This window comes from Pseudoalteromonas xiamenensis, from assembly GCF_030994125.1.
GTDB lineage: Bacteria > Pseudomonadota > Gammaproteobacteria > Enterobacterales > Alteromonadaceae > Pseudoalteromonas > Pseudoalteromonas xiamenensis_B.
Genome location: NZ_CP099918.1, coordinates 297,341 through 323,766, shown reverse-complemented (window position 1 = coordinate 323,766; position 26,426 = coordinate 297,341). Strand labels below are relative to the sequence as shown.

22 protein-coding genes are annotated in these 26,426 nt (G+C 42.2%); 16 read left to right on the top strand and 6 right to left on the bottom strand.

Annotated features, from left to right (window positions below):
• The first annotated feature begins 228 nt into the window (after positions 1 to 228).
• The 8 genes from NI389_RS18535 (at position 229) to NI389_RS18500 (ending at position 8,557) form a co-directional block, all read left to right on the top strand.
• On the top strand, positions 229 to 1,443 hold the full coding sequence (locus NI389_RS18535; protein ID WP_308362923.1) for a phosphopentomutase: 1,215 nt from the start codon (positions 229 to 231) through the stop codon (positions 1,441 to 1,443).
• 16 nt (positions 1,444 to 1,459) lie between these two features.
• Positions 1,460 to 2,161 carry a purine-nucleoside phosphorylase gene (deoD, locus tag NI389_RS18530; RefSeq protein ID WP_308362921.1) on the top strand — a complete coding sequence of 234 codons (702 nt, stop codon included), beginning with the start codon at positions 1,460 to 1,462 and terminating at the stop codon, positions 2,159 to 2,161.
• 175 nt (positions 2,162 to 2,336) lie between these two features.
• Complete coding sequence (locus NI389_RS18525) at positions 2,337 to 3,317, top strand: hypothetical protein (RefSeq protein ID WP_308362919.1); 981 nt, start codon at positions 2,337 to 2,339, stop codon at positions 3,315 to 3,317.
• A gap of 54 nt (positions 3,318 to 3,371) precedes the next feature.
• Entirely contained in the window at positions 3,372 to 4,112 is a 741-nt protein-coding gene (locus tag NI389_RS18520; protein ID WP_308362917.1) for a ferredoxin--NADP reductase, read from the top strand.
• A 46-nt stretch (positions 4,113 to 4,158) separates the two neighbouring features.
• Complete coding sequence (locus tag NI389_RS18515; protein WP_308362915.1) at positions 4,159 to 5,058, top strand: hypothetical protein; 900 nt, start codon at positions 4,159 to 4,161, stop codon at positions 5,056 to 5,058.
• Positions 5,059 to 5,077: 19 nt separating this feature from the next.
• Entirely contained in the window at positions 5,078 to 5,809 is a 732-nt protein-coding gene (locus tag NI389_RS18510; RefSeq protein WP_308362913.1) for a substrate-binding periplasmic protein, read from the top strand.
• A gap of 187 nt (positions 5,810 to 5,996) precedes the next feature.
• A complete protein-coding gene (locus NI389_RS18505) occupies positions 5,997 to 6,989 on the top strand; it encodes an L-threonylcarbamoyladenylate synthase (protein WP_308362911.1) in 993 nt (330 codons plus the stop codon).
• A gap of 80 nt (positions 6,990 to 7,069) precedes the next feature.
• Positions 7,070 to 8,557, top strand: coding sequence for a carboxypeptidase M32 (locus NI389_RS18500; protein ID WP_308362910.1), 1,488 nt, complete (start codon positions 7,070 to 7,072; stop codon positions 8,555 to 8,557).
• Between the two features lie 839 nt (positions 8,558 to 9,396).
• Here NI389_RS18500 and NI389_RS18495 read toward each other — a convergent pair.
• Positions 9,397 to 9,906, bottom strand: coding sequence for a MerR family transcriptional regulator (locus NI389_RS18495; RefSeq protein WP_308362908.1), 510 nt, complete (start codon positions 9,904 to 9,906; stop codon positions 9,397 to 9,399).
• A 153-nt stretch (positions 9,907 to 10,059) separates the two neighbouring features.
• Between NI389_RS18495 and NI389_RS18490 the strand changes: the two genes are divergently transcribed.
• Entirely contained in the window at positions 10,060 to 10,563 is a 504-nt protein-coding gene (locus NI389_RS18490; RefSeq protein WP_308362907.1) for a hypothetical protein, read from the top strand.
• A gap of 532 nt (positions 10,564 to 11,095) precedes the next feature.
• Here NI389_RS18490 and NI389_RS18485 read toward each other — a convergent pair.
• The gene (locus tag NI389_RS18485) at positions 11,096 to 11,563 is read right to left on the bottom strand and encodes a nuclear transport factor 2 family protein (protein ID WP_308362906.1); all 468 of its coding nucleotides are present in this window, start codon (positions 11,561 to 11,563) and stop codon (positions 11,096 to 11,098) included.
• 319 nt (positions 11,564 to 11,882) lie between these two features.
• On the opposite strand from NI389_RS18485, the gene NI389_RS18480 reads away from it, so the two are divergent.
• The gene (locus tag NI389_RS18480; protein WP_308362905.1) at positions 11,883 to 12,377 is read left to right on the top strand and encodes a hypothetical protein; all 495 of its coding nucleotides are present in this window, start codon (positions 11,883 to 11,885) and stop codon (positions 12,375 to 12,377) included.
• Here the strand turns inward: NI389_RS18480 and NI389_RS18475 are convergent.
• On the bottom strand, positions 12,374 to 12,568 hold the full coding sequence (locus NI389_RS18475; RefSeq protein ID WP_208845058.1) for a hypothetical protein: 195 nt from the start codon (positions 12,566 to 12,568) through the stop codon (positions 12,374 to 12,376). The two genes, NI389_RS18480 and NI389_RS18475, sit on opposite strands and share 4 nt — an antisense overlap.
• Before the next feature lie 202 nt (positions 12,569 to 12,770).
• Here NI389_RS18475 and NI389_RS18470 point away from each other — a divergent pair, with 202 nt between their 5' ends.
• Entirely contained in the window at positions 12,771 to 14,330 is a 1,560-nt protein-coding gene (locus NI389_RS18470; protein ID WP_308362904.1) for a GGDEF domain-containing protein, read from the top strand.
• A gap of 98 nt (positions 14,331 to 14,428) precedes the next feature.
• Here the strand turns inward: NI389_RS18470 and NI389_RS18465 are convergent, their stop codons facing one another.
• On the bottom strand, positions 14,429 to 14,839 hold the full coding sequence (locus NI389_RS18465; RefSeq protein ID WP_208845060.1) for a hypothetical protein: 411 nt from the start codon (positions 14,837 to 14,839) through the stop codon (positions 14,429 to 14,431).
• A gap of 247 nt (positions 14,840 to 15,086) precedes the next feature.
• Here NI389_RS18465 and NI389_RS18460 point away from each other — a divergent pair, with 247 nt between their 5' ends.
• On the top strand, positions 15,087 to 17,606 hold the full coding sequence (locus tag NI389_RS18460) for a putative bifunctional diguanylate cyclase/phosphodiesterase (RefSeq protein WP_308362903.1): 2,520 nt from the start codon (positions 15,087 to 15,089) through the stop codon (positions 17,604 to 17,606).
• Between the two features lie 69 nt (positions 17,607 to 17,675).
• Here the strand turns inward: NI389_RS18460 and hemH are convergent, their stop codons facing one another.
• Positions 17,676 to 18,695 carry a ferrochelatase gene (hemH, locus tag NI389_RS18455; RefSeq protein ID WP_308362902.1) on the bottom strand — a complete coding sequence of 340 codons (1,020 nt, stop codon included), beginning with the start codon at positions 18,693 to 18,695 and terminating at the stop codon, positions 17,676 to 17,678.
• Between the two features lie 175 nt (positions 18,696 to 18,870).
• Positions 18,871 to 20,190, bottom strand: a complete 1,320-nt coding sequence (locus NI389_RS18450; protein ID WP_308362901.1) for an HD domain-containing phosphohydrolase — start codon at positions 20,188 to 20,190, stop codon at positions 18,871 to 18,873.
• Positions 20,191 to 20,303: 113 nt separating this feature from the next.
• Between NI389_RS18450 and NI389_RS18445 the strand changes: the two genes are divergently transcribed.
• The 4 genes from NI389_RS18445 to NI389_RS18430 all read left to right on the top strand — a co-directional run bounded on the left by NI389_RS18445 (position 20,304) and on the right by NI389_RS18430 (position 26,402).
• Positions 20,304 to 21,401 carry an HDOD domain-containing protein gene (locus tag NI389_RS18445; RefSeq protein WP_308363482.1) on the top strand — a complete coding sequence of 366 codons (1,098 nt, stop codon included), beginning with the start codon at positions 20,304 to 20,306 and terminating at the stop codon, positions 21,399 to 21,401.
• Positions 21,398 to 21,937 (top strand): heme NO-binding domain-containing protein, encoded by a 540-nt coding sequence (locus NI389_RS18440; RefSeq protein WP_308362900.1) that lies wholly within the window; start codon positions 21,398 to 21,400, stop codon positions 21,935 to 21,937. The genes NI389_RS18445 and NI389_RS18440 overlap by 4 nt, the downstream gene beginning before the upstream one ends.
• Complete coding sequence (locus tag NI389_RS18435; RefSeq protein ID WP_308362898.1) at positions 21,938 to 22,888, top strand: sensor histidine kinase; 951 nt, start codon at positions 21,938 to 21,940, stop codon at positions 22,886 to 22,888.
• A 376-nt stretch (positions 22,889 to 23,264) separates the two neighbouring features.
• A complete protein-coding gene (locus NI389_RS18430; protein WP_308362896.1) occupies positions 23,265 to 26,402 on the top strand; it encodes a glycosyl hydrolase family 18 protein in 3,138 nt (1,045 codons plus the stop codon).
• Positions 26,403 to 26,426 lie beyond the last annotated feature (24 nt).

Genomic DNA, 26,426 nt, shown 5'->3' with positions numbered 1-26,426 from the left:
ATCTCTTTTGCCTCGCTTAGGGAGCAAATTTAACGAGTTTATTTGATGTGAAACAGGACTTATGTCCTCTCGAGACAAATCGCTAGGTACAAGGGTTAATTGAATTTTATTATGCTTTTATTACTGAGGACTTATGTCCTGTACGATAAATTTACGTATCAATAAAGTATCCAACATCGGAGTTACAGTGAAAAGACTGAACACTGAAATCGCAGCAAGAGGTAAGGTATGGCTAGAGCAATCATTCTAATGGCGGACAGCTTGGGTATAGGGGCTGCACCAGATGCCGAACAGTTTGGTGATGTAGGTGCCAATACACTAGCTCATTTATTAGCTGCGTATAAAGCAGAGAAACAAGTCGCACTTTCGCTGCCAAATTTAAGCCGTTTAGGTTTGATGGACGCATGTGAAGCTGCAGGAAAAGAAACGTGTGAGATTTCTGATAGACAAACGCCAATTGGAGCGTATGGCTACGCGAAAGAGCTCTCAAGCGGTAAAGATACACCGTCAGGTCATTGGGAAATGGCAGGTGTACCAGTACTGTTTGATTGGGGCTATTTCCCTAACACGACACCTTGTTTTCCACAAGAATTCGTTGACGAATTGTGTAAACGAGCAGGCATTTCCGGGATCTTAGGGAATTGCCATGCGTCAGGTACAACAATTCTAGAACAGCTAGGTGAAGAGCATGTAAAAACAGGCATGCCTATTTGTTACACCTCGGTTGATAGCGTTTTTCAAGTGGCCGCGCATGAAGAAACATTCGGACTGGAAAAACTTTATCAAGTATGCGAAATCGCACGGGCGCTGCTTGATGATTTAAATATAGGACGAGTGATAGCGCGGCCTTTTTTAGGTTCGAGCAAAGCTGACTTCGCACGTACGGGCAATCGCCGAGATTTCTCAGTGTTGCCACCTGCACCTACGGTGTTGGATAAATTGGCTGAAGCCGGTGGCGAAGTGGTGAGTATCGGAAAGATTTCCGATATCTATGCTCATCAAGGAATTACGCAAAAGTTCAAGGCACCAGGCCTCGAAAATTTACTTGCGAAAACCAGTGAGGTGATGGAGTTGATTACAGACAACGCCATCATATTTACAAACCTAGTTGATTTTGATGAAAAATTCGGTCACCGCCGTAATGCCGTAGGTTATGCCGAAGCATTAAAAACGTTCGATGACTATTTACCGACTATACTTGGCAAGATGAGAGACGATGATCTACTCATTATTACTGCTGACCATGGTTGCGACCCAACGGCGGCTGGTACTGATCACACTCGAGAGTATGTACCTGTAGTGGCCTATGTGAAAGGGATGCAGCCAGTAGCACTCGGTGAAAGAGAAACATTTGCAGACATAGGTCAAACCCTTGCCCAGTGGTTTAATTTACCTGCGCTTGAATACGGTGAAGGTTTTGCACCTTTACTAAAGAAAGCTTAATTAAAGGAAACGAACAATGAGTACGCCTCATATTAACGCGAATATAGGTGATTTTGCTGAAACAGTATTGATGCCTGGTGATCCATTACGCGCGAAATATATTGCGGAGAACTTTTTAGAAGATGCTCGCCAAGTGACTGGCGTACGCAACATGTTTGGTTTTACAGGTACTTACAATGGTAAGCCAGTGAGTTTGATGGGATCAGGTATGGGTATTCCATCAATGTCTATCTATGCTCGTGAACTCATTGCAACGTATGGCGTTAAAAACCTTATCCGCATCGGCACATGTGGTGGTATTAGCCAAGACGTTAAAATTCGTGACGTAATCTTCGCACAAGGTGCAAGCACCGATTCGAACGTAAACCGTGCACGTGTTCGTGGTTACGATTTTGCAGCGATTGCTGATTTCGGTTTGCTTGAGAATGGCGTGAACGCAGCGCGTCGTTTAGGCATTGAGGCAAAAGTAGGTAACGTGTTTACAACGGACACTTTCTATCAAGCTGATGGCTCGTTCTACCAACAACTAGATAAACTAGGCGTTATGGCCGTAGATATGGAAACGGCAGGCCTTTACGGTGTTGCAGCTGAATATGGTGCCAAAGCAATGGCTTTGTTTACGGTAAGCGACCACGTAATTACAGGTGAAGCAACACCTGCAGAAGAACGTCAAAGTACATTTAATGAGATGGTTAAGATTGCATTAGAGTCAATCTAACGGTCTTGGTTTTGCACTGCAAAACGACACTGTTCCTTGGTAACGTAATCGCAGAGTTTTGGAGACACGCCTAAAACAACGCGAATCACACCCCAAAAAGCCGCACATCGTGTGGCTTTTTTTTGTCTTCAATCCACGCTAAGATGAAATAACCCTGATTAGTTCGTGGTTATTTATGTCCCTTCCGCTTTTATTGACGCTAGCTATTAATCTCTCGGCACATGTATCACACAGTGATATGGCTCATTTTAAAGAGCTCGTTTACACCAGCCCGAGTGAAGCGATGATGGAGTACGAACGTCTGGTAAAACGTATTGATGCAAATGAGAGCGAAGGCGCGATAGCGATACATCGATTGGCGTTGATTGCAGCCTATCGAGCCAGCCGATTGGAAGACATTCCTAAAATTACACAGGCAATGACAGACGCTAAATTTGATGAGCTAAATGGGGAAATAAAAGCGAATGTTCTGCTCGCATTAGGCGGTATTTATATTTACAACGAGCAACTCGACCAAACACTTTGGCACTATGAATGTGCAAAACGGCTAGACCCATCGCCTGAAACCGCGACCAAGCTGGATGTGAACACGGTGATCGTTTACATAAAACAGAAGAAGTTTAGTGAAGCCCTGTCGCTGCTCGATTCAATCGATGAATCTAAGATTGGCAGCCGTGGTAAGGGGGTAAAGCGAATGCTTGAAGGTAACATCCTCTTTTTTGAATCTCGCTACGCCGAAGCAATTAAAGCCTACCAGCGTTCTTTGTCTTTTTATCAAAGTGAGGAAGACATGACGGGTGCTATCAAGGTAAAGCATAACATTTTATTCGCGGCTTTATTGTCTTCAGATTGGATAACCTATGACCGGTTTTACAACGCATTACACGGTGACATCATAGAAAATGTCGAGTTGTTTGGGCGTAACTGGATAGATCTCATGCATGTGTCTGCTCAATTTCAACGCCAGAAAATTACTCAAGCACAATTTGAAAAAGCGTTTCTCGATATTACGGCTGTCATGGAGGCGGATTATCAAGATGAAATTTCTGAGCTGATAGAGCGGCTTCATTTATCCATCAAACCCTCTGTTTTGAATAAAATGCAGTATCTATTGCCAGTTCAATTGGGAAAACGTTGGTGTAGTCCCTCAAATTGACAAAATGTTTCTTTGTTCCTAGTTTAAAAGGAATTAAAAGAAAAGGGAGCGCGCATGGCTAACTGGGACAAGGGAAAAGTTGTAGATGTGATTTGGTGGACCGATAAACTGTTCTCCATCAAAGTAGATGCTAAAATTCAGCCATTTACGGCTGGTCAATTCACCAAGCTTGCATTGGAAGTTGACGGGAAACGGATTGCGCGTGCGTATTCTTTTGTAAACCCACCTCATGCTGCCTATCATGAATTTTATCTTATTGAAGTGGAAGATGGCGCGCTAACACCTCCACTCGCAACGCTTAAAGTTGGCGATGACATTTGGGTTGATAGTCAACCTTCAGGCTATTTTACCCTTGATGAAGTACCTAAAAGCGAACAGTTATGGATGCTGAGCACGGGGACTGCGATAGGACCTTTCTTGTCTATATTAGCTGATGGAACCGTCTGGGATAAATTTAGCCACGTGGTGTTAGTTCATGGGGTACGACATAATATCGATTTGACTTACCAAAGCTTAATCGCGGATATTAAAGCGGTACAATCAGGCTTTCAGTATGTCCCTGTTGTTTCAAGGGAAAACTCAACCATGGGCTTGAGTGGACGCATAACCAAATTATTAGATGAAGGTGAGCTTGAAAGTTTTACTGGTCTTGCGCTCAATCCAAGTATCAGCCAAGTGATGATATGTGGCAATCCACAAATGGTTAAGGATACAACCGCGCTTTTAAATAGCCGAGGTTTACAACGAAATCGTAGAGCCTCACCCGGGCATGTTACCGTTGAGCAATATTGGTAAACATCATCTATAGTTAGGCAAGGTATGTTTTTAATAATAAATTACTATGGCACTGAAGTGGTTTTGTGGTACTTGCCTTGTTTTGTTAAGTCAGTTTGTTTATGCAGGTACTGACATTGTTCGGTTTGTCGATGCATCAGGCCTGCGAAAAAATCCAAACAACCGCTATTTCATTGCAGTTTTAGACCTAGCACTACAAAAAAGTCAACGAGAATTTGGTGACTATATCCTTCAGCCTATTGACATTCCTATTACTCAAAAACGCCATTTTGTGGAGCTATCACTTGGACGAATAGATGTGTTTTGGACGATGGCATCATCTATCCGAGAAACCTTTGCAAGACCGGTTCCAATCCCCTTAGCGTTTGGAAGTTATGGTATTCGTTTGATGGCGATTAACAAACAATCTGCTGCACGATTTAGTCAGGTAAACGATATTGTCGGGTTAAACGAGTTTTCAGCCCTAAGTGGTGTAGATTGGCCCGATACTGAAATACTAAAGCAAAATGGCATTGTGACAGATTCTTCTCATCCAGAGCGCGACTTTTACCATCTACTTAGCTCCTCAACGAACTCTTACTTTCCGCGAGGAATAACGGAAATATACAGTGAACTCGAACGAAGCGAACTCGACAACCTTGTTGTGGATGAGCATTTAGCCTTGATCTATCCAGCCGTTATGTATTTTTATGTTGCAAACGATAATTTTGAATTGCAAGCGAGGCTGGAGAAAGGGCTTAAAGCGGCAATTGAGGATGGTAGTCTCGAATCTTTGTTTTTTAAATTTGACCATCACGCTAAGGCGTTTGAACAAGCCAATGTAAAACAACGGAATCTTATTTTTTTACCGAATCCTTTATTACCTAATAAAGTCGATATTGATCAGATCCGCGAATTGCAAATGAAAGTAATTGGGGTAAAAGCTAAAAAGGTAATCGAAAATTAATAAGATAAGGAAACCGTTGATGCGTCTTCTCTTTGTTTTTCTCGGCGTTATCCTACTTAGTCCGTCTTTGGATGCATTGCCCCGTTTAAAAGTCGTCACTGAAGAGTGGCGCCCTTACAATTATTTAGATGAAAACGGCACATTGACTGGCGACGCAACGGAGAAAATAAAACGGGTTCTTACTAAGGCGGGAGTAGACTATGAAATAGAGGTGTATCCATGGGTACGGGCGTTGAAAATAGCGCGACAAAAGCCGAATACCCTTATTTTCTCAATCTTTCGTACGCCTGAGCGAGAGTCTTGGTTTCATTGGGGGTGTCCTTTACTACAACCGGTCAAAGAGTATGTTTTCACATTAAAGTCTCGTAAAGACATTAAAATCAGAATGTTAGAAGATGCAAAACAGTACATCACTTCAACAGTTAGAGGCTCTGTCGGACATGACTTTTTAGTGAACCAAGGTTTTGAAACGGGTAAAAACTTAGATGTTGCAGCGGATGCCTCCGCGATTCCAAGAAAATTGTTGGCAGGTCGAGTCGATCTCACCATAACGACTGAATACACGATGTTTGAAGCTCTTAAACATATCGGCATGCCCTATGATTTAGTCGAGCGAGGAATTGAAATAAAAGAAGTTGATACCAACAGAGCTTGTTTAGCCTTCAATTTAGATTCTGATCCAGCCTTAATCAGCATCGTGTTAAAAGCGCTTGAAGAAGACAATCAAGATCTCTCGGTAGTGCAGCCTTAAATATCTAACGGTGACACAGAGAGTTGAACGCTGTTTAACAAATGACCTCTAACAAGCCGTCGATAAAGTGTTCTACTTTATTGCTCCAATTTGAAGTTTTTCGCTATAATACGCGGCTATTTCGCGCTCATTGGTGAATCGTATCTGAGCGCGGTTTTCTCGAAGGTTTTAAGCAAAGGTTACTGTTGTGCACACAGACAAATTAGTTGATGGAAAATCCGTTTCAATCGCAGCAAAGTTGCTTGCGCAAGGTGAGCTCGTGGCCGTGCCAACTGAGACGGTTTATGGGCTTGCTGCGGATGCCCGTCAACCACATGCCGTTGCAAAAATCTTTGCTGCAAAAGGCCGGCCTGCCGATCATCCGCTTATCGTGCATATTCCGAACGCGTCCAAACTTCAAGATTGGGCTAAAACGGTACCAGATACTGCACTGCTACTTGCTGAAGCTTTTTGGCCAGGCCCACTGACTTTGATCCTTGAAAAACAAGAGATGGTCAGTGACGTGGTGACAGGTGGTCATCCAAGTGTGGGCCTTCGTTGTCCCGCACATCCTTTAATGCTGGCGCTGTTAAATGAATTGGACACAGGCCTTGCTGCACCCTCTGCGAATCCGTATAAGAAAATAAGTCCAACAACGGCGGAGCAAGTTTTATTCGGACTATCCGGCAAGATTGCTGCAGTCCTTGATGGTGGCCCGTGTGAGGTGGGACTTGAATCGACTATTGTGGATTTAACTTCTACGACACCTCGAATTTTGCGCGCAGGTCCAATAAGCAAAACTCAGATTGAAGCTGTTTTGGGTGTGCCTGTAGACATGCCCAAAAAGCACAATGTCGCGGTGTCTGGAAATGTAAAAGCGCACTATCAGCCGAATAAACCTTTGTATGCTTTTTCTACCGCTGATTTGCAGTCACGTCTTTTACATGCAGGTGAAAATAAGGCTGTTTTGTACTTTAACGAATCGTTGAATGAGGCAATAAGTCACACCAAAGTTGTCTCGCTTAAACTGGCGGATAACAAAGCTGATTATGCTAAAGGTTTATATCATGGCCTGTTTACGCTCGACCAAGCAGATGTATCAGAAATATGGTTGGAGCTACCGCCAACGAATGACGAGTGGGCGGATGTTCAGGATAGGTTATCAAGAGCCATAACAGAGCTTACAGAAACCAACGAGTAATAGTTGGTTCAAAGACTTGCTATTTAAATTTGGCCGTCATATTCCTATAACTAGAACAGACAATATCGGGAAACAACGTTGTGAGTCCAATAGATAAATTAAAAGCCCATTACGACACATTAGATAGTTTTGAACATTTGCAAGCGATGTCAGGGTGGGATCAAGCTACGATGATGCCAGTGGGCGGCGCTGAGGCGAGAAGCGACGCAATGTCAGCTCTTGCTCTGCATATCCACAAACTGTCGAGTGAGCCTCGCATTTTAGATTGGATTGATGAAGCGAGAGACAAGCCTTTGTCCGACGAGGACGATGCATTTTTACGTGAAGCATTCAACAGCTACATGCACGCGAATAAGCTGCCTGAAAGTCTGATCGAAGCCAAGTCAAAAGCGGGCGCTAAATGTGAGCTTGCGTGGCGAGTGCAACGAAAAGAAAATGATTGGGCTGGCTTTTTAAAGAATTTTGAAGCGGTTGTTGCTTTGTCAAAAGAAGAGGCTGAAATTCGAAAAGATGGGCACGCCACAGCCTATGATGCCCTGATGGATTTATACGAACCAGGGATGACATCAAACTTGGTCGACGGTGTATTCAACGACGTTGAGAAATGGTTACCCTCATTAATCGCTGACGTGATAGAAAAGCAAAAGACGATACCAGATCAAAGCAACGTCGGCCGCACAGCACATTATCCGATAGAAGCGCAAAAGCAACTGAGTGAATCCTTGATGCATTTGTTCGGTTTTGATTTTGAACGAGGTCGTTTAGACGTGAGCATGCACCCATTTTGCGGTGGTGTAAGCGACGATACACGGATCACGACACGTTATGATGAGACCAGTTTTATTCAAGCAATGATGGGTGTCATCCACGAAACAGGTCATGCACGTTATGAGCAAAGCTTACCGGCCAGTTTGAAAAAGTATCCGGTTGGTAAGGCGCGCTCAATGGGGATACATGAATCCCAATCTCTGTTTTTTGAAATGCAAATAGCACGAGATGAGCGATTTATTCCTCATCTTTTTAAATACGCGAATCAACATTTTGCTTCTGCTATCCCAAATGAATTGGGATTGATGCAGTTTCAGCGCGAAATTCAACGCGTAGAGAAAGGTTACATTCGCGTTGATGCCGATGAAGTGACGTATCCTGCACACGTTATACTACGTTATCAAATTGAGAAGGCGCTTATAAATGGTGAGATTAACGCCTCTGACATTCCTGAACTTTGGGACCAAAAAATGCAGCACTACTTAGGGTTATCCACAAAAGGTAACTATAGAAATGGCTGTATGCAGGACATTCATTGGACAGATGGTAGTTTTGGGTATTTCCCAAGTTATACGCTCGGCGCGATGTATGCGGCTCAGTTTAGAGCTGCAATGAGCCAAGAAGTAGATGTGGCTGGTTGCTTTGAACACGCTGATTTAAAACCAATTCAACAATGGTTGAATACCAAAATTTGGTCCAAAGGTAGTGTTTTAACAACAAACGAATTGGTGAAGCAGGCTACGGGCGAAGCGCTAAATGCTGCATATTTTAAAGCCCACCTCGAAACACGTTATTTATAGCAATAGGCAAAACCATGCCCATACTTGGGCATGGACCTCTTTTATTCCTGCTTTTTAATCCCATGTCTCACATCGTACAAACAAAAAGCTAAGCGTTGTCATTTTGATTTATTTATCCTGTTTCGTTAATTCGACCGAATTGTTCAATGTATTGGCTTAGTTATGGGTACTCGCCTTATTTAAACTTATTTCACTCGAAAAGGGCTGTGCCGTTTTGGAGTAAATTACATGTGTTCAGTTTAACTTGAATAACTTGTTTTGATTAGGAAATATAGCATAACTTTTTTATTTAGAAGGAAATTTATAGGCCAGCAAAAGGTGATAGATACATTATGAAGCTCAAAGATGGCCAATATCTAGGTATCCTAAAGGCACTAAAATCGATGAAGAGCATGATCTGATTATTGTTGAAAAGGAAGAAGATGCAATTTTAATCAACCGCTCGACAAAGAGCGTTTTAGAGAAAGGCTATTATACGTGGGCCTTCTACCCACATGGCGAGAACAAAAAGGGTAAGCGCATTGATTATCGACTAAAAGGTGATTTTCGTTGTATTTTCGGCAACAAAAATGACAGTTTATCCGTATCTTGGAAACCAGAAAACGAAGACGGTACTGGAAAGTTTTTCTCTGTCATGCCGCCGAAAACGCAACAGGAAGTTATACGTCCTCGCTTGGGTAACAAAGAAGGTAAACTGATTGCTGCAGCAAATGGTGGTTATGATATTACCCTAATTAAAAAGAGTTAATATCTAGGACTTGTGAATAAATTAAGCCCGTTTGAACGGGCTTTTTATTCCGCTTAATGTTATCGGCTCTCTTATTGATGCTATTTGTGCTTTATAAAGCTCGGATCTTAGTGATTTCGTCACCAGAAATACCAAGCGATTCGAGGAATTTTTGATGTTCACTAGGTTCTAGTTCCTCAAATTTTTGATGCCATCTGACCATGTCCGTTTCGGTGAATCCTGCGGCAATCATGATTTCTACCCATCGTTCTTTGTTCACAATATTTTCCTCTAATAGAGTTGGTTCTTGAAGCAATACGACAACTGCTTTTTGCTGTGCGCGTAGGTTTTGGATTTCTCTTTCCAGCTCATTGAAGTGGTCTTTCAGTATTTGGGTTTGAGTCTCTCCATTTCGGTCTAGTAACGTTTTAATGTTTGAAATAGTAAGTCCGTAGGAGCGATAGGCGATTATCGCTTCTAGGCGCTTAATCTCTATCTGACCATACCAACGGTATCCATTTTCAGAGCGGTATGCCGGGATAAGCAGCTTTACTTTCTCGTAGTACAAAATGGTAGTACGAGAAACGCCAAACTTTTTAGCGACTTGGGTAACTGTTAGCATATAAGCTCCGTTGTTTGACCGAGTGTGCATCTTGAACCCTCTCCTTGTAGACGGGTCAGCAGTTTAGTTGTACATTCCTTTGATGCAGTACGTTTTACCGTCGCATCTAAGGCGGTTATAAATAGAGTTATCAATTGAAATCAAAGGATTAAAATGAAAATAGGATGTTGGTTGTGTTTAAGTCCAGTGCTTTTCTTCAGTCAGACATCGTTGGCGAACATGTCAGATTCTGAAATTCAAATAAGAGAAGTCGTAGAGCAATTTAGGACAAGTATAATCAAAAAAGATAAAGAAGCGTTTAAAGCACTCTTTTTCAGCGATACGGTGCCTTTTATTGCGGTTTTTAGCGACGACATGTTGGCAAGTAAACGATTGGAGCGGCCTAATTACCCAGCCGCGGTTAATCTAGGGAAGTTTGGTCCGCCTGAAAACTTAATTTCAAATGATAAAGACCAAGAAGAAAAAATGTGGAATATCAAAGTGCAGACGGACGGCCATCTTGGCAGTGTCCATTTTGACTACAGCGATCATGAAAACGGCAAAAAGAGAGCCTTCGGCACTGAATCTTGGAGCTTGGTGAAAGTGGATGCAAACTGGAAAATCACGGCGGTTTCTTTTACGGTCACAGAATTAGACATGGAAGATAAAGAGAAATAGCATCGTAATTGAATTAGGCTGAATGATGCACGCGCTCACTTTGTGCGTATTTTACCTGCATTTTTTCTCGGCGTTTAACATTCCACGTATAGTGCATTGATGCATCAATACGTGGATGTTAAGCCTTATTGGGAAACAGAATCTTAACTCGATAATTCGTGAATATTGAGTTGAGATTGGATTCGCTATTGTGAAGCTCATGATTTGGCTCGACTCGACGAACTAAGTGATACCGCTTTAAAAAGGGCATTTCTACCTCAAAAAATAGCGGTGCAAAATCAGTGAGGTTGTTGCTAACCTGATAAAATTGAACAAGTTGCAAGAACGAATATAAAGGCGGCTTTCGACAGCAATCAGACTTGATGAACGGTAAAGCCTACATTCTCGCTTCTTTGAATGCTGTAGTCAGAGAGTACCAAACAAATAGCGATTACCTGTTTTTAGGAAGCCGCTTTTTGTTCAGATGATACAAAATCCAATCTTTTTTCGACCGCTGGCGTGCGATAAAATCGGTTTATTGATTCATTTCTGGCTACCAATTTTCTTTGCGAATAATATCAACTTGGCGATCTTGGATCAGACATTTCCCCTCAAATACGCGAAGTTTGTCGGTGTATTTTCCGTTAATCACTGTTTTTGGCGCATCTACTTTATCCCGTTCTTGTTGATAGAGAATAAAGTATGATTCAGCATGTGCTTCTTCATTCTGAATTGGTAGTACATCGACGGTTGTCATCATATGCATTGTTTTGAATTTTTGAATGGCTTGCTGCTGGCGTTCCGCGATGGTTTCAGCACCGACTAAATGAAGACTAAGTGCAGGTATAGAAAAGGTAGCATCTTGACTAAAAAGAGCTTGATAGTCTGCCCGTGAGCCGTTGTCACGCAGATTGACGTAACTAAGTAAAGTTTCTTTGCATGATGCAATCTCAACATGTGGTGTAGCGGTACAACCCAGCAAAGTAAGAACAAAAGGGAGGCTAATTAGTTTTTTAAACATTCGAGGATGTCCTTTCTAGATGTTGCAGTTGTTACAGCTTATCGTTGAGCTTTTTCCCTTGTCAATGTGAGACATTACCCATAATACGGTCGCTTTAGCTGAAGATAATTGCTATCACTACAAGGAATAAAAGTAAAAACTAATAAATTACAACTACTTAATATTCTTCGTCGTGGTAGGCAGCGATTTATGTGAAATCGCGAACTCGATATACCTAGAAGAAAATGTTTTAAGCGGTACAATTGTAAAAGTTTGAATAAACTCAAACGTATTCACTGCCATATGAAGGCGAACTATAACGATATTGTAAGGAAACAATATGAAGACGTTGGCTCAGCTTATATTGATTTGTTTTGTATTCTATTCGTTTTTAGTGACAGCGAAGCAAGAAGTTGTTGAGGCGAATTGTGAAGATATTCAATACCAACTTTTCTTACTTTCCGTGGCGATGACGTCGAAGCAGCATCCTAATTTGAAGGCACTAGAGGCGATTAAAACCAGTCTATTCGATTTGCATTCCTATCACTGCAGAGATGGTACTTCATTTATAATTGAAAAATCGTCAATGCAATCGAAATCCTTGCCTTTAACTATCAAAGGACAAACTTTTCAAGACGAATCAATGCAACGGGCATGGGAATCCCATTATGCCTTGCCGGAGAAATGCAGAGAGAAAGACTCAGCGCTGTCGACTTTAGTGTGGTGTAGTGAAGACAAGAAAAAGCAACGTCAGCGTTTCTTACTCAATTGGCAGTCTAATAGAGAAATTCGGAAAACTGTTTCACTTGTAGCACGAAACGTGGTGTTGAATTAATGGTGTTTTTTATCGCGGTCTTTAGCTCTGACAACGCAACTTGCTAATGCGTAAACAACGTAGACTAGAATCAGCGCATTGCCAACGACAAGTATGTCTTTGTCGGTCGCCAGCAACCACAATATTGCCGCTGCAAAAATAGCAAACGTGAGTTGAGAGACGAGAGGGTGAACCGTACGGCCTTTTTTCATGTCACAATTTGTATATTGAATATACTCGTAAGTTTATCCGAAAAGCCTTTCTAAAAAAACAGTTATCGTTTTTGGATACGTTGGTCGTCCATTAACCAGTTTCCGTAATCATTACAAATGTACACAAAGTTGACTTAGATTAAAAATACCTTCAGCAATCTCGTTATGATTAGAGTAGCTTGTCTAAATAAGAGCGTGTGCCGTGCAGAAGTTATCGTTCAAAACAATCGAGTTAAAAAGACTCATCTTACTATTAGCAGGATTGGGAGTATTAATTACGTTACTCAGTTCCTTTTATGCGACGTATCAGGTTCAACGTCAATTACATATTCAAAAAACCTTAGAGGCCAATCGAGCCTACGCGACAAAAGTGGCTAAAATTACCAGTTTGTTTTTGGATGCATCGCTTCAGCAGCTCGCCTACAGCGCTAGAAACATAGCAATGCATTTTGATAATGAGCAAGTCGTAAAGTCAGAACTCGAGCGGCTAACGCTTCAAACCGATACATTTAACGCAACTATTTATGCGCGAGAAAACGCAGAAATAGTTTCCGTCTATCCACAGTCAATTCCCGTCAGTGGCGTATTTCTTCAAGATTCACAATCGCTTAAGGTACTTGAAGCCCGTGAGCCAATGGTCTCTGAGCCTTTTGTATCACCAGCAGGCAATTTCATTATTAGCTTGTCTGCACCTGTCATCGACCTTAACGGTACTTATCGCGGATTCATTGGCGGAGCTATTTATCTTGATGGCGATAATATTCTAAACAAATTAATGGGTGAACATTTTTACCAAGATGGGTCATTTTTATATGTTGTAGATGGGCTCGGTACTCTGATTTACCACAAAGATCCTAATCGAGTGGGAGAAATTGTTGTGCAAAATGACGTTGTCAGGCAAGTATTAAGTGATAGGGTTGGCGCACAACAAGTTGCAAACACAAAAGGTGAATTAATGCTGGCGGGCTTCGCGGCGATCCCTGAAGTTCATTGGGGCGTAGTTGCACAGCAACCCTTAAATGTGACCTTAGAAAATCTAAATTGGTCCTTGCTGCGTGTGGTTGAATTGAATTTGCCCGCTATATTTTTGGTTTTCCTTGGTATTTATGTGTTTGGTTCAAAAATCTCTAAGCCGCTTTGGCGAATGGCAAAAGGGGTAGAACTAACCGATTCGATAGGTCACAACAATGTACACAATATCAATGCGTGGTATTTCGAGGCTGCACAACTAAAAGCCGCTATTGTCGACAGTACCAGTAAACTCACTCAGCGTATCGTTAAACTCGATTACGACAGAACGACCGATCCACTTACGGGTTTACTTAATCGTCGCGGGCTTTCGCATCATTTGCATCAAATAGAGTGCCACCAGCAGTGTTTTTCGACATTAGCTGTCGATATTGACCACTTTAAACACGTGAACGACACATTTGGTCATGGTGTGGGTGATGAAGTGCTGAAACAGTTAGCGAACGAATTAAGTAAACATGCACGATTTGGTGACATCGTTTGCCGTGTCGGTGGTGAAGAGTTTTTGGTTTTACTTCCTGAAATCAACATGGATATTGCAACTTCTGTCGCCGAACGTTTACGTAAAAGTGTTGAAGAGGTTGAATTTAAACATGCAAGGCGGGTGACGATTTCAATTGGCGTCGCCTTTTGGGATGGGATTACAAATACACCTAACGATATTCTAGAGAGTGCAGATAAGGCGCTATACAAAGCAAAGCAAATGGGAAGAAACCAAGTGGCCGTTGTTTAGAACGGCCACTAAAGACACGTGATTTTGCTGTGGACGAAGAGTGGTTCAGCCAATTTCCAAACAAGCTCAACGTGGCTGACTAGCACTTAAAGTCAGGTTTAATCACACTTAAAGTGCATTTTAGTAATGTAAGGTTTTCCCATCGATGCTTTGACTGACTCGCCTGTAATCGCCGCGATACCGCCTGCGTCATCGACTCTACCATCACCAAAAATCCACAATACCGTGCCAACGTTTGACACGATATCTGCCGTTTTAAGGTTACTTAAATACTCAGACTCAGGTGTCGAGCCTTGATAAACGACTTCTTCGTTGATCACATACATTTGTTTTTTGATACTTTCGCAATAGTGCTTGGCTTGTTTCATCGCCTCACGACCACCTTCTTCTTTTTGCTGTGAATTAACTGCAACATAATGCGTGTTATTTTCACTTGGGCGAACATCATCATGGTGCGCACAAGCCGCGAGTAAACTGCACAGTGAAAGTGCTACTAAAGTATTTCTCATGAACGTATCTCTTCATTTTGGATTCGGTTAATGAGGCTATTGTGCATTTGGCAAGGACATATAGACAGTAAAAAACTGTTAAAAATTGCAGAAAGAAATTCTATGTTGCTTTATTTTGTGGCTAAAAATTCAACAAAGTGAAAGTCGATTTAAATTTTATTGATCTAAGTTATTACTTATCTCGTCTTTCTACCGTACTATGAAATTCTTGAAGGACCACTCAATCCACAATTGTAAATTCAAAATCATGATTTTAACGTTTAGCCATTTTTTCAATTTGCCAAGCAGCGAATCTCGATACGAGTATGCGGCGCAGTTGCTCCACAAACGATTTGCTGCAAAAGTATGCTTAATTGGCAAATTTTCAGACAACGACACTCGGGTAAAAACCGTAGTGCATACATTAAATGGTGAAATAGTCGACAACATCGTTTATGACTTGGAAGGAACGCCATGTAAGGACGCGCGTTACAGTCATTCAGTTTGCATGATAGACAGTTGTATACAGCAAAAGTATCAGGATGATGAAGCCCTTAGGATCCTAAATGTGGATGGGTATTTGGGAATTACGCTTCGTGCACTCGACCATCGGCCTATTGGTATTATGGTGTGTTTGTTCGAGCAATCGCCAAAAATGACGGAGGAAGATGTAGAGTGGTTTCGAGAACTTAGTCATTTAGTTGGGGCGGAGCTTAATCACAATTTAGAAATTGCACAGCAAGATGCATTACTTAATCACCTCACCAAAGGTGAACGAATTGCAAAGCTGTGTTCTTGGTCATGGAATATAAAAGCGGATCAACATTGGTTCAGCTATGAAATGCCAAGACTGATGTTGAAACCTGAAGCTTCACCAAGCTTGCATACCTTGTTAGAGAATTTAGATGGTGACGATCGAAAGAAACTTGAGCGACTAATCGTTCAAGTTCGGGAAGGTATAACGGAAAAAGCAGACATTACGGTTAGTCACCGCTACCGCAATACCATTCGTGGCTTGTTGCACATCATCGGCCAAGTTGAGCTACTAGAAGATGGTGAACGAGTATTCAATGCCACCATCCAAGATGTAACCTATATTACGGTCCTGAATAAGCAATTAGAGTTAACGAACGTCGTGTTCGAAAACGCGTCTGAAGCCATCATGATTTGTGATGCGAACAACAAAATTATGATGGTAAATAACACCTTTGAAACAGTGACGGGCTATACCGCGCGCGAACTCATTGGCAAAGATCCAAAAGTGTTGTCATCTGGTCTGCAAGACAAAGCGTTTTACTCAATCATGTGGGACGAGTTAGCAAAACAAGGCAATTGGAAAGGTGAAATTTACAATCGACGTAAAAATGGTCAAATCTATCCAGAAGAATTAACTTTGACCGTTGTTAAAAATGAAGTGGGTGAAATACAAAATTTCGTCGCTATTTTCCGCGATATTTCAGAGTGGAAGCGCAATGAAGCCCAGCTTACCTTTTACGCCAATCACGAACCTCTCACAGGCTTGCTAAATCGTCGTAGTTTCATGGATTCACTTGAATCAACCATTTCCGAATCTCGCGCAAAACACACCGCTGGTTCACTCATCTTTTTAGGGCTTGACCGCTTTAAAGAAGTGAATGATGTGTATGGTCCAGAAATTGGCGATAGAATTCTTATCTCGGTTGCAAAACGCCTTCGCAACAGTGTTCGGCAGCAGGATTTAGTCTGTCGATATGGCGGCGACGAATTTGCAATACTCATTTCGAATTCACAGGTAGACGACGCGCTTATCGTTGCCAGCAAACTCTCTTCAAAGTTACGCCAACCTTATGTATTTGGTGAACTTACTGTTGAGCTTACGGCAAGCGTTGGCGTTGCACAACTTGATGAAACGGTCATGATTAGTGCGGCAAATCTAATCCGCAATGCGGCGCACGCGCTGACGAGTGCGAAGAAGGCCAATCCAGGAAGTGTGGCGATACACAATCAAGTGATTCAAAGTGCGTATCTCAATAAAATTCATTTAAAACAAAAACTTAAATTAGCATTAAAAGAAAAAAAGCTGAATGTGTATTATCAGCCAATAGTGCATTTAGATACGAAACGTATCGCGAAATTTGAAGCTCTTATACGTTGGTTTGACGATGAAGAGGGGATGATCCCACCAAATGTGTTCATTCCATTGGCAGAAGAGTTTGGTTTAATTCAGTTGATTGGCCAATTTGTGTTGGAACAAACGTGTCAAGACTTGGCGTTACTCGATAAGGAAGGATTTGGCAACGTGAGCATTTCTATCAACCGCTCTGTCAATGAATTCAAAGCATCGAACAATCAAATTGATTTAATTCTCAAAGCGCTCAGCACACATCAATTAGCGCCAGGACGTTTAACGGTGGAAGTGACGGAATCTATTGCCACCAATAGTTACACTTGGGATGTGTTGGAAGCATTGCGAGGAAAAGGACTTACCATTGCACTAGATGATTTTTGTACGGGTTTCTCATCGCTCAGCAACTTAATTGAACACCAAGTCGACTTTTTGAAAATTGATAAATCGTTTGTTGATAGCTTAATGGCAGACAAGACGAAACAAGTGATGATTTCCGGACTAATCCAAATTGCCTCCAAATTGGGGATAAGCGTGATAGCCGAGGGCGTTGAAACGAATGAACAATTGCAGATGTTACGGGAGTTTGGTTGCCATTATGTTCAAGGGTACTTATTTAGTTCTGCAAAGCCACTAAAAGAATGTTTAATGATGCTTAATGCCCCGGAATTTGAATTTAGCTAATTCCCAATAAATTGATTTACAGAGAAAAAATCGCGCGATAACCCTCGCGCGATTTTGTTATGGTTTAAGTTAAAGAAGCGGCTTTAGCAAACTGAACATCGCATCAATGTGATCGTCTCTGGTATTCAAAGCGGGAATGTATCGATAGTGTTCACCACCAGACTCTAAGAAATAATGACGGTTTTCTTCTTCCAGTTCTTCAAGTGTTTCTAAACAGTCCGCGCTAAAAGCAGGGCTTAAGATTGCAACGTCTTTAATACCATTACTCGGAAACGAACGCAGTGTCGCATCGGTGTATGGCTTTAACCACTCCGCTTTACCGAATCGACTTTGGAACGTGGTTTCGACTAGTTCATCGCTTAAACCTAACTTTTCCTTCACCAAACGGGTGGTTTTCATACAAAAACAGTAATAAGGATCGCCACGTTCTAAAAACAGTTTAGGCGTACCGTGGTAAGAAAACACGAGCTTTTGCGGTGTACCATGTTTTTCTAGGTCTTCTTTTACGGATGCCGCGAGTGACTCAATGTATTCAGGTGAATCATGATAGCCGTTTAAAAAGTGCAGTTCAGGCACCCATCGCCATTTGGATAGAACTTTGGCGATTGCATCAAAGGTTGAGCCTGTTGTCGCACTTGAATATTGTGGATAGAGAGGCAGTACGATTATCCGCGTGATCCCTTCGGCACGAAGCGTTTCTAAACCTTGTTCAATTGAAGGATTACCGTAGCGCATCGCCATGACGACTTTTGCATGAGCTAGGCCTTCTAGTTGTAGTTTTTCATTGAGTTTGGCTGTTTGCTCTTTTGTAATTTGAATGAGAGGTGATCCTTGCTCAGTCCAAATACTCGCATAAGTTTTTGCCGATTTGGCAGGACGAACGCGCAGAATGATACCGTGTAAGATGATCATCCATAGAATACGGGGAATTTCAACAATTCGAGGGTCGGACAAAAACTCGCGAAGATATCGACGAAGCGCGCTTGGCGTAGGCGCATCAGGACTCCCTAAATTAGTCAGTAAGATCCCCGTTTTCTGATTAAAACGGTTGTCATGTGGGTTGTCGGTTATGGCTGAAAAACGGGACACCTCTGCTCCTTTATGACGAATGAAATCAGTCTGTTATTTTACAAGATTAGCTAAACGTATACCAAGCAGATAGCGATCATTTAACCGAATATAATTTTAACGTTGTCGTCGGTTTCGGGTTTGCCTCTCTTCTAATGGCAGCCAAACGCGATGCCGAATCAATGCGACCACATTATCACTTAACCATGATTCTAAACGGATTAGGTCGTTGAGATTCTAACTGTTGGAGCTTAGCGATAGATTTGTCGGAGAACACATGCCCTTTTGGCAGTAACATAATGCCCTTGTTGCTGTGGATAGCAAGACCCAATACCATGCCTGCTTTCAGCTCTTGCGATGAAATAATGTCCATTGATCCTACGTGTTGTGCTTGTGAGGTCTTAGCATCCGCGAGCACGGCAATCAGTGCTTTCACCATTTTTGGATGATAAAAATTACCGCTATACATTTTAAGCATTTCTAAAGAGGTTTCCTTACGCTCATTCATCGGCTTATTGCTATCTTTAATGTATTGCCAGTAGTCGCGCGCCACCGCCAGTATGTGAGCACATACTGGGATCTCATGTTCTTTTAAACCTTTGGGTATGCCATTACCATTGTACTTTTCAAATTGATGATAAATTGCTTCAGAGACTTCATGTAAATGCGTTGCAGGCATAAGCATGAGCTGCGCCGTAGCGGGGTGTGTAAAGTAAATTTTTCTTTTATTTTCATCGAGTTGAGCTACTGGGTGACGGTAAATGGCCGGATCCATCGCAAGTAAACCTACTTGTGCAAGGTAACCCGCCATTCTTGCCGTTTCGACTAAATGTTCGCTAAGTTTCAGTTTTTTCGCGATTTGTGCGCAGGTTGTAGCAACACTTTGTGCAAAATCAGCATCTAAATATGGGTTAGCATTTATGAAGTTGTATAACACTTCAACAGTAGATTTGTGCTCTTTCTTCTCATGTTCATGCGCCACTTCCAGTTGTTTAAGTACTTGTTTTATCTGTGAAGTTCGTTTTTCAACTAACTGTTCCAATGATTGATTGAGTTCTTTGAGTTCGGCGTTTTGTTTTTTGACCTTTTCTTGTAGTTCGGCGTTTTGTTTCTTCAATCGATATTTTTCCACGGCTTCTTTTACCGTGGAAAGTAAATGCTCGTTTTGCCAAGGCTTTTGAAGATAAAAATGAATACCTCCTTCGTTAACCGCATTAACCGTTGACGAAAAGTCGGAATAGCCGGTCAGGAGGATGCGTTGAGAATCAGGCGAGAGTGCTTTGGTTTTGGCAAGAAAAACATCACCGGTCATTTGTGGCATTCGCATATCGCTAATAATGACTTCGAAGTCGTCCTTTTCCAAAGCCGCGAGCGCTTCGAAACCGCTGGTAAATGTTTCTATCTCCATGCCATGGTGTCTAAGTAAGCGGGCGAGAGACCGTAAAACACTTTCTTCGTCATCTAAACAAAGAATCTTAGGCGGGTGTTTTTGTAGGTCTAACTCAATCGCAGTCATAGGCCGTGGCATTTTTGTAATTTACTATCGCTATTCATAATTTAGTCTAAGCTAGAAAGAGAAACAAATAGAAATATGGCTTAGTTTGGTTTTGGGGTAACGCCAAGTTGAAAGTGATATTAATCGATGATGATGCGCTTTTACTAAAAGCATTAAGCCGCGCCATTTTGCACATCGATTTCGAGTGCGAAGTGAAAACGGTCAACAACCCACTTGAATTTGCTGCTTGTGTAGAAGAATTAGGTGAGCCTGATATTATTTTCAGTGACTTAGTCATGCCCGAATGTTCCGGCCTCGAAGTGCTGGAACAAGCCCGAATTATTTGTCCAACAGCGCTGCGCTGTTTACTTTCTGGCGAAGTTGCTACCGATTTTTCTATGCAAGTTGATAATCTTGCCCATTTCTATTTAGCGAAACCATTTACCAAAGCACAACTTGTTGATGTGATAAACGCATCTAAATTGCTTCCCTTGCTAGGCTTGACGCTTGAAGAACGCGCAGAGCTTGGCCAACTGACTAAATTACCTGTCTTACCAGAAACGCTGATTGATACCTTGCGTTTGTTAAGGTTGTCCCCTCCATTATTAGAACAAGCCGCGGACTTAATTTCGTTAAATCCCCCGCTTGCAGCGAAATTGATTCAAATCTCAAATTCAGCCATGTTAGGGTTTGCATCACCTGTCCATTCTGTGCAGCAAGCCGTATTCCGGCTTGGTTCTGAGTTTACGGAAGCTATTTTGACGTGTTTTGAAATAGAGAAAATAGGTAACCAGCGCATTTCTTCGAAACAACTTTTTGAAATAAACAATAAAGCGATGAAAAAGGCACAATTAGCGAAGTCACTTGGGCCTGTTCTCGATTTGGAAAAACAAGATATTGAAGATCTACAAGTCGTTTGTTTACTTGGTGCTATAGGCGAAATCTGTGTATTGCAATTATCCGAACACTCGTTTAATTGGCAAATGAAAGAAGCGACAACACTGAGTGCTTACCTACTGACCCTATGGGGGTTTCCGGGTGACATCGTGCTTGGTGAGCTTATCTGTCAGCCTGCAACGTTAAGTGCGAAGAAATTGACACTTGCCCATGCCGTTTTAGAGGATGCCATTGCTTCACAAGATCCAAAATGGAAAGCAACGGTACAGAAAATATTGTTTGAAAAAGAATTGTATGACAAAGCACTCGATTGGCGTAAGGGGGTATCAAAATGAAAGGTATCGTGTTTAGAGCGTTGGAAGATTTGGTCATTGAAAAGCATGGTATACAAACATGGGACAGTATTCTGGACCAAGTAAATTTGTCGGACCGATATTATCTTGGGCCTCAAAGTTATCCGGATGAAGAGCTTTTTTCAATTGTTCAAGAAATCGGTCGTATCTTAAACGTTCCACTGCCAGATTTGATCCGTGGCTTTGGGCAATATCTGTTCGGTTACTTAGCCAACAGCCATAAAGATATCGTGTCGCAATTTGATAGTTTCGAAGGCTTAATAAAAGGCATTGATAGCGTTATCCATAAGGAAGTTAAAAAACTCTATTCTGAACCTAATCTACCGTCCATTACAGTTGATTTTAATAACTCGGATTCGCTGATCGTTGTTTACGATTCCCCTCGAAAGCTGTGCTTTTGTTCTGAAGGGCTTATTTATGGTGCTGCAGCACATTTTGGTGTAACAGTAAAAATTGAACATCAACAATGTGCTCATCATGGCGCGGATAAATGCATTTTGTTGGTAAGGAAAGTTTAAATGAGCGAACAAAATATTGATTACAAGCGTGCATACGAGAGAGAGCGCAAAGCCAGAGATGAATTAGAAGGCCTTTTGGAAGCGCAGACTCGTCGTTTGTATGAAGCCAATATTGAGCTTGAAGACAAAGTTGCCATGTTAGAAAAACAAAAAAACGTCATTTTAAAGACGGAAAAAATGGCGACGCTTGGTACATTGGCTGCGGGGGTCGCGCATGAAATCAATAATCCACTTGCGTACGTATCGAGCAATATTGAAAGCTTATTTGATTTTAATGACACCTTAGTCGGATTACTTCATTTGGCTCGAGAGCTCAGTCAAAGTGAAGAAATAGACCCTGACTTGAAAGCAAAGTTTGTTGAATTACAAAAAGGCATGTCGTTTGAACTCATGGCGGAGGATATTGTCGACATTGGGGTTGATGTTCAAGAAGGGGTCCGACGGATCGCTGGTATTGTGAGTAACTTACTTAGTTTTTCACGGCCAAAAGAAAATAAATCAAGTAACGTTAATCTTGCTGAAGTGTCTCGATCTATTTTAAAACTCGCGGCATCCCAGCTAAGAAACGTGGTTGTGAAAACGGAGATAGAGGAAGTACCAGAAACATGTTGCAATGCAGACGCAATTGGTCAAGTGATATTAAACTTGTTGCTTAATGCAAAAGATGCCTGTGAATCTGAACTTACTCGGCAAAGTTGTGTCGGGCTCTCTATAAATGCAATCCAAGAACATATTCTGATTAGTGTTTCCGACAACGGAGTAGGAATGGACGAAACGACACTGACGAAAATATTTGAGCCATTTTACACCACGAAAGACGTAGGAAAAGGCACAGGAATGGGGATGGCCATCGTTTATGGTTTTATTGAAGAACACAATGGCACTATCCATGTTGAATCAAAACTCGGACAAGGTACAAGCATTACCGTCTCATTACCGATAATAAATTGAGACTAGATGCAACTATTGTAACCTTTAAATTACATATGGTTCTAAATTAGAACCTAACGTTATATTTATTTTTTACCCTTTTTTTCCTCTCATCATCCCGATTAATTTAATTCTTACTATTTTTAGATAGATAGATGTCTAATCTATTAAATTTTAATTACTTTTTTGTTTTTCGAATGAGTAAATTTCAGGTTGTTTATTTTCTAAACAACATGAGGTTTACTCATTTTTTATTCAATAAAAGCCATTCTATTGTATTAATCTGGAAATTAATCTCATCATTTTGTGCTTGAGAATTAAGTTGACGGCCGTAAAACTTGTGTTACTTTTGTTTAAAGTGTGAAGTTTAAGTTACTAAAAACAGGTTGGAGAATCTATGCAATCACAAAAATCTCTCAAGTCCATACTTGGACTGAGTGCAATAACAATGGGGCTGTATGCCGCTAATGCAGCGGCATTCGACTGCTCAGGATTAGAAAATTGGCAAGAAGGCAAAGCGTACGTTGCGGGTAATAAAGCACAAAAAAGCAATATCGCCTATGAAGCTAACTGGTGGACACAGGCTGATCCAGCGACGCACTCTGGTCCATGGCAAGAATGGAAAAATTTGGGTAATTGTGACAGCGTTGTCAATAATGAGTTGCCAGTTGTCGCTGAGTTTAAACCAGCGAACAATAGTTCTTTTCAGGAAAATGACAGCGTTATCATTAGTGTGAATGCAACAGATTCTGACGGTTCTATCGACAAAGTGGATTTCTTTGTTGATGGAAGCTTATTTAAAACGGTCACAGTAGGCGCCGAGAGTGTCTATTCGGTTGCATGGAACGCAGTAGTGGGATCGCATGCTCTGACTGCGGTAGCCACCGATAATCAAGGCGGTGCAACTTCAACTGCAGCTCATACAGTCTCAGTTGCAAAAATTGTAGATCCTGTAAACCAAGCGCCTAGCGCGAAAATTGCGATTGCAACCCTACCAGAAAAATTAATTATTGGTAGCAAGCTGCAGTTTACGTTAACTGCATCAGATGCGGATGGGCAGGTGACAAGCCTCGAGTTTAAAGTGAATAACTCTGCGGTAGCCAGTTCTACAGGAGCGGACCTTTCTTATACTTGGGAAGCGGTAGCGCTCGGTGCAGTTACTTTTACGTTAGTGGCGACAGATGACAAAGGCGCAGTAACGACTGAAACTCGAACGTTCACTGTGGTAGATAATTCGGAGCCTCCAGCGGACGTAAACTGTCGTCCTGCCGGGCTTTATCAAACGCCAGGTGTGACGGTGCCTTACTGCAGCGTTTACGATGAACAAGGTCGTGAAAAAATGGGCCTAGACCACCCACGTCGCGTCATTGGTTACTTCACTAGCTGGCGTAATGGTGCGAATGGTCAGCCGAGCTATCTAGTTAACGATATTCCGTGGGATAAAATTACACACATCAACTATGCCTTCGCACATGTTGATGCAAATAACCACGTTTCAATCGGTGATCCAAATGCGGTAGGTAATCCTGCGACAAACATGGAATGGCCTGGTGTAGCGGGTGCTGAACTTGACCCTACATTACCATACAAAGGCCACTTCAACTTATTGAATAAATACAAAAAACAATACCCAGATGTAAAAACATTGGTCTCCGTAGGCGGTTGGGCTGAAACAGGCGGTTACTTTGGTTCTGACGGTTCGCGTGTGAACAGCGGTGGTTTTTACACGATGACAACTAACGCCGATGGTTCGGTGAATCAGGCCGGTATTAATGCGTTTGCCATGAGCGCAGTCGCGTTTATCCGCAAATATGGATTTGACGGTGTTGATATCGACTATGAATATCCATCATCGATGGCGGATTCTGGTCATCCCGATGATTTCCCCATTTCTAATGCACGTCGTGCGGGACTCAATGCGTCATACCAAGTGATGATGAAGCGTTTACGTGAAGAGCTCGACAAAGCCAGTGCGGCAGACGGTAAGCATTACATGCTCACTATCGCATCACCTTCATCAGGTTATTTGCTTCGCGGTATGGAAACGTTCCAAGTGACTAAATACTTGGATTATATCAACATCATGTCTTATGACCTTCACGGTGCTTGGAATTCTCATGTCGGCCACAATGCGGCGCTTTTTGACACCGGCCAAGATTCTGAATTAAAGCAATGGAATGTTTATGGCACGGCTGAATTTGAAGGTATAGGGTACTTAAATACTGACTGGGCAGTGCGATATTTCCGAGGCGCGGTTGCAGCAGGCAGAATTAACATTGGTATCCCTTACTACACTCGAGGCTTCCAAGGTGTTCAAGGTGGTACGAATGGTCTTTGGGGTCAAGCTGCTTACCCTGATCAAGCAAATTGTCCTCCAGGTACAGGCAAAGGCGAGAAAAACAAGTGTGGTTTCGGCGCGGTGGGCATCGACAATCTTTGGCATGATAAGAACGATGTAGGTCTAGAAGTACCTGCAGGTTCAAACCCGCTGTGGCATGCGAAGAACTTGGAAAAAGGCGTAACGCCCAGTTACCTGTCTGATTACGGTCTGACACCTGACACGGATCCGACAGACAAGTTGACGGGGACGTATGTGCGTAACTATGACAGCGTTGCCGTTGCACCTTGGCTTTGGAACGATGAGAAGAAAGTCTTCATTTCAACCGAAGACGAGCAGTCGATGGCAAGTAAAGTTGATTACGTTATCAACAATGGTCTGGGCGGCATCATGTTCTGGGAACTTGCCGGTGACTTTGATTACGATGCGGCGAAAGGTGAGTACTTTATGGGCTCGACTTTAACGTCACTCGCACACAGCAAGTTCAATCAAAGTGGTAAAGCGTATGACGTCAATGTTGGCAACGTGAGTTTCCAAGTGCCAGCGGAAGCAGTGAATGTCACCTTTGAAGCAAAAGATTTCCCTGTTGGTGATAAAAACTACCCAATTTCTCCAACATTCGCTTTCACCAATAACTCTGACGTTGATTTATCTGGCGCAAAAATCTCATTTGATGTGCCTGTGTCGACATCTGCAATTTTCAAATCGAATTGGAACGCGCAAGAAAAATTGGGCATGAAAGTCGAAGTAAACGGGTCGAACGCTGCGGGTAACAACATTGGAGGATTCGAAAATGAGTTCCACCGTTTCTCAATTGAACTGAAGAACGAGTGGGGTGGTTCGCCTAAATCGTTTGCTCCGGGTGAAACCGTAAATGCGCAAGTGATGTACTACATGCCAATTACAGGCCCAAGTAACTTTGTCGCGGAGAAAGACGGTAAACGTTACGCATTTAAGTTTGAGTACCCTCAACTACCTGATGCTACTCCAGGCAACGGTGGGCCAGGTGGCGACCCAGTAACGACGTGTGAAGGTAAGCCTATCAGCGACATCGTTGTATATCCAACACTACCACAAGGTACGCATGCAGCGGCTGGGGATCTAATCATTCAAGGTAACGCAGTCTATAAGGCCAAATGGTGGACGAGTGCAGCACCAGAAGGCAACGACGCATATACCAAAGTTTGTAGTATTTAATCAAAAACACACCCAATAGGGAGG

Bases quoted from the DNA above. Each gene is read 5' to 3' on its own strand.
- NI389_RS18535 (WP_308362923.1), top strand. From the start codon at position 229: ATGGCTAGAGCAATCATTCTAATGGCGGACAGCTTGGGTATAGGGGCT.
- deoD (WP_308362921.1), top strand. From the start codon at position 1,460: ATGAGTACGCCTCATATTAACGCGAATATAGGTGATTTTGCTGAAACA.
- NI389_RS18525 (WP_308362919.1), top strand. From the start codon at position 2,337: ATGTCCCTTCCGCTTTTATTGACGCTAGCTATTAATCTCTCGGCACAT.
- NI389_RS18520 (WP_308362917.1), top strand. From the start codon at position 3,372: ATGGCTAACTGGGACAAGGGAAAAGTTGTAGATGTGATTTGGTGGACC.
- NI389_RS18515 (WP_308362915.1), top strand. From the start codon at position 4,159: ATGGCACTGAAGTGGTTTTGTGGTACTTGCCTTGTTTTGTTAAGTCAG.
- NI389_RS18510 (WP_308362913.1), top strand. From the start codon at position 5,078: ATGCGTCTTCTCTTTGTTTTTCTCGGCGTTATCCTACTTAGTCCGTCT.
- NI389_RS18495 (WP_308362908.1), bottom strand. From the start codon at position 9,906: ATGCTAACAGTTACCCAAGTCGCTAAAAAGTTTGGCGTTTCTCGTACT.
- NI389_RS18490 (WP_308362907.1), top strand. From the start codon at position 10,060: ATGAAAATAGGATGTTGGTTGTGTTTAAGTCCAGTGCTTTTCTTCAGT.
- NI389_RS18485 (WP_308362906.1), bottom strand. From the start codon at position 11,563: ATGTTTAAAAAACTAATTAGCCTCCCTTTTGTTCTTACTTTGCTGGGT.
- NI389_RS18480 (WP_308362905.1), top strand. From the start codon at position 11,883: ATGAAGACGTTGGCTCAGCTTATATTGATTTGTTTTGTATTCTATTCG.
- NI389_RS18475 (WP_208845058.1), bottom strand. From the start codon at position 12,568: ATGAAAAAAGGCCGTACGGTTCACCCTCTCGTCTCTCAACTCACGTTT.
- NI389_RS18465 (WP_208845060.1), bottom strand. From the start codon at position 14,839: ATGAGAAATACTTTAGTAGCACTTTCACTGTGCAGTTTACTCGCGGCT.
- NI389_RS18460 (WP_308362903.1), top strand. From the start codon at position 15,087: ATGATTTTAACGTTTAGCCATTTTTTCAATTTGCCAAGCAGCGAATCT.
- NI389_RS18450 (WP_308362901.1), bottom strand. From the start codon at position 20,190: ATGACTGCGATTGAGTTAGACCTACAAAAACACCCGCCTAAGATTCTT.
- NI389_RS18440 (WP_308362900.1), top strand. From the start codon at position 21,398: ATGAAAGGTATCGTGTTTAGAGCGTTGGAAGATTTGGTCATTGAAAAG.
- NI389_RS18435 (WP_308362898.1), top strand. From the start codon at position 21,938: ATGAGCGAACAAAATATTGATTACAAGCGTGCATACGAGAGAGAGCGC.
- NI389_RS18430 (WP_308362896.1), top strand. From the start codon at position 23,265: ATGCAATCACAAAAATCTCTCAAGTCCATACTTGGACTGAGTGCAATA.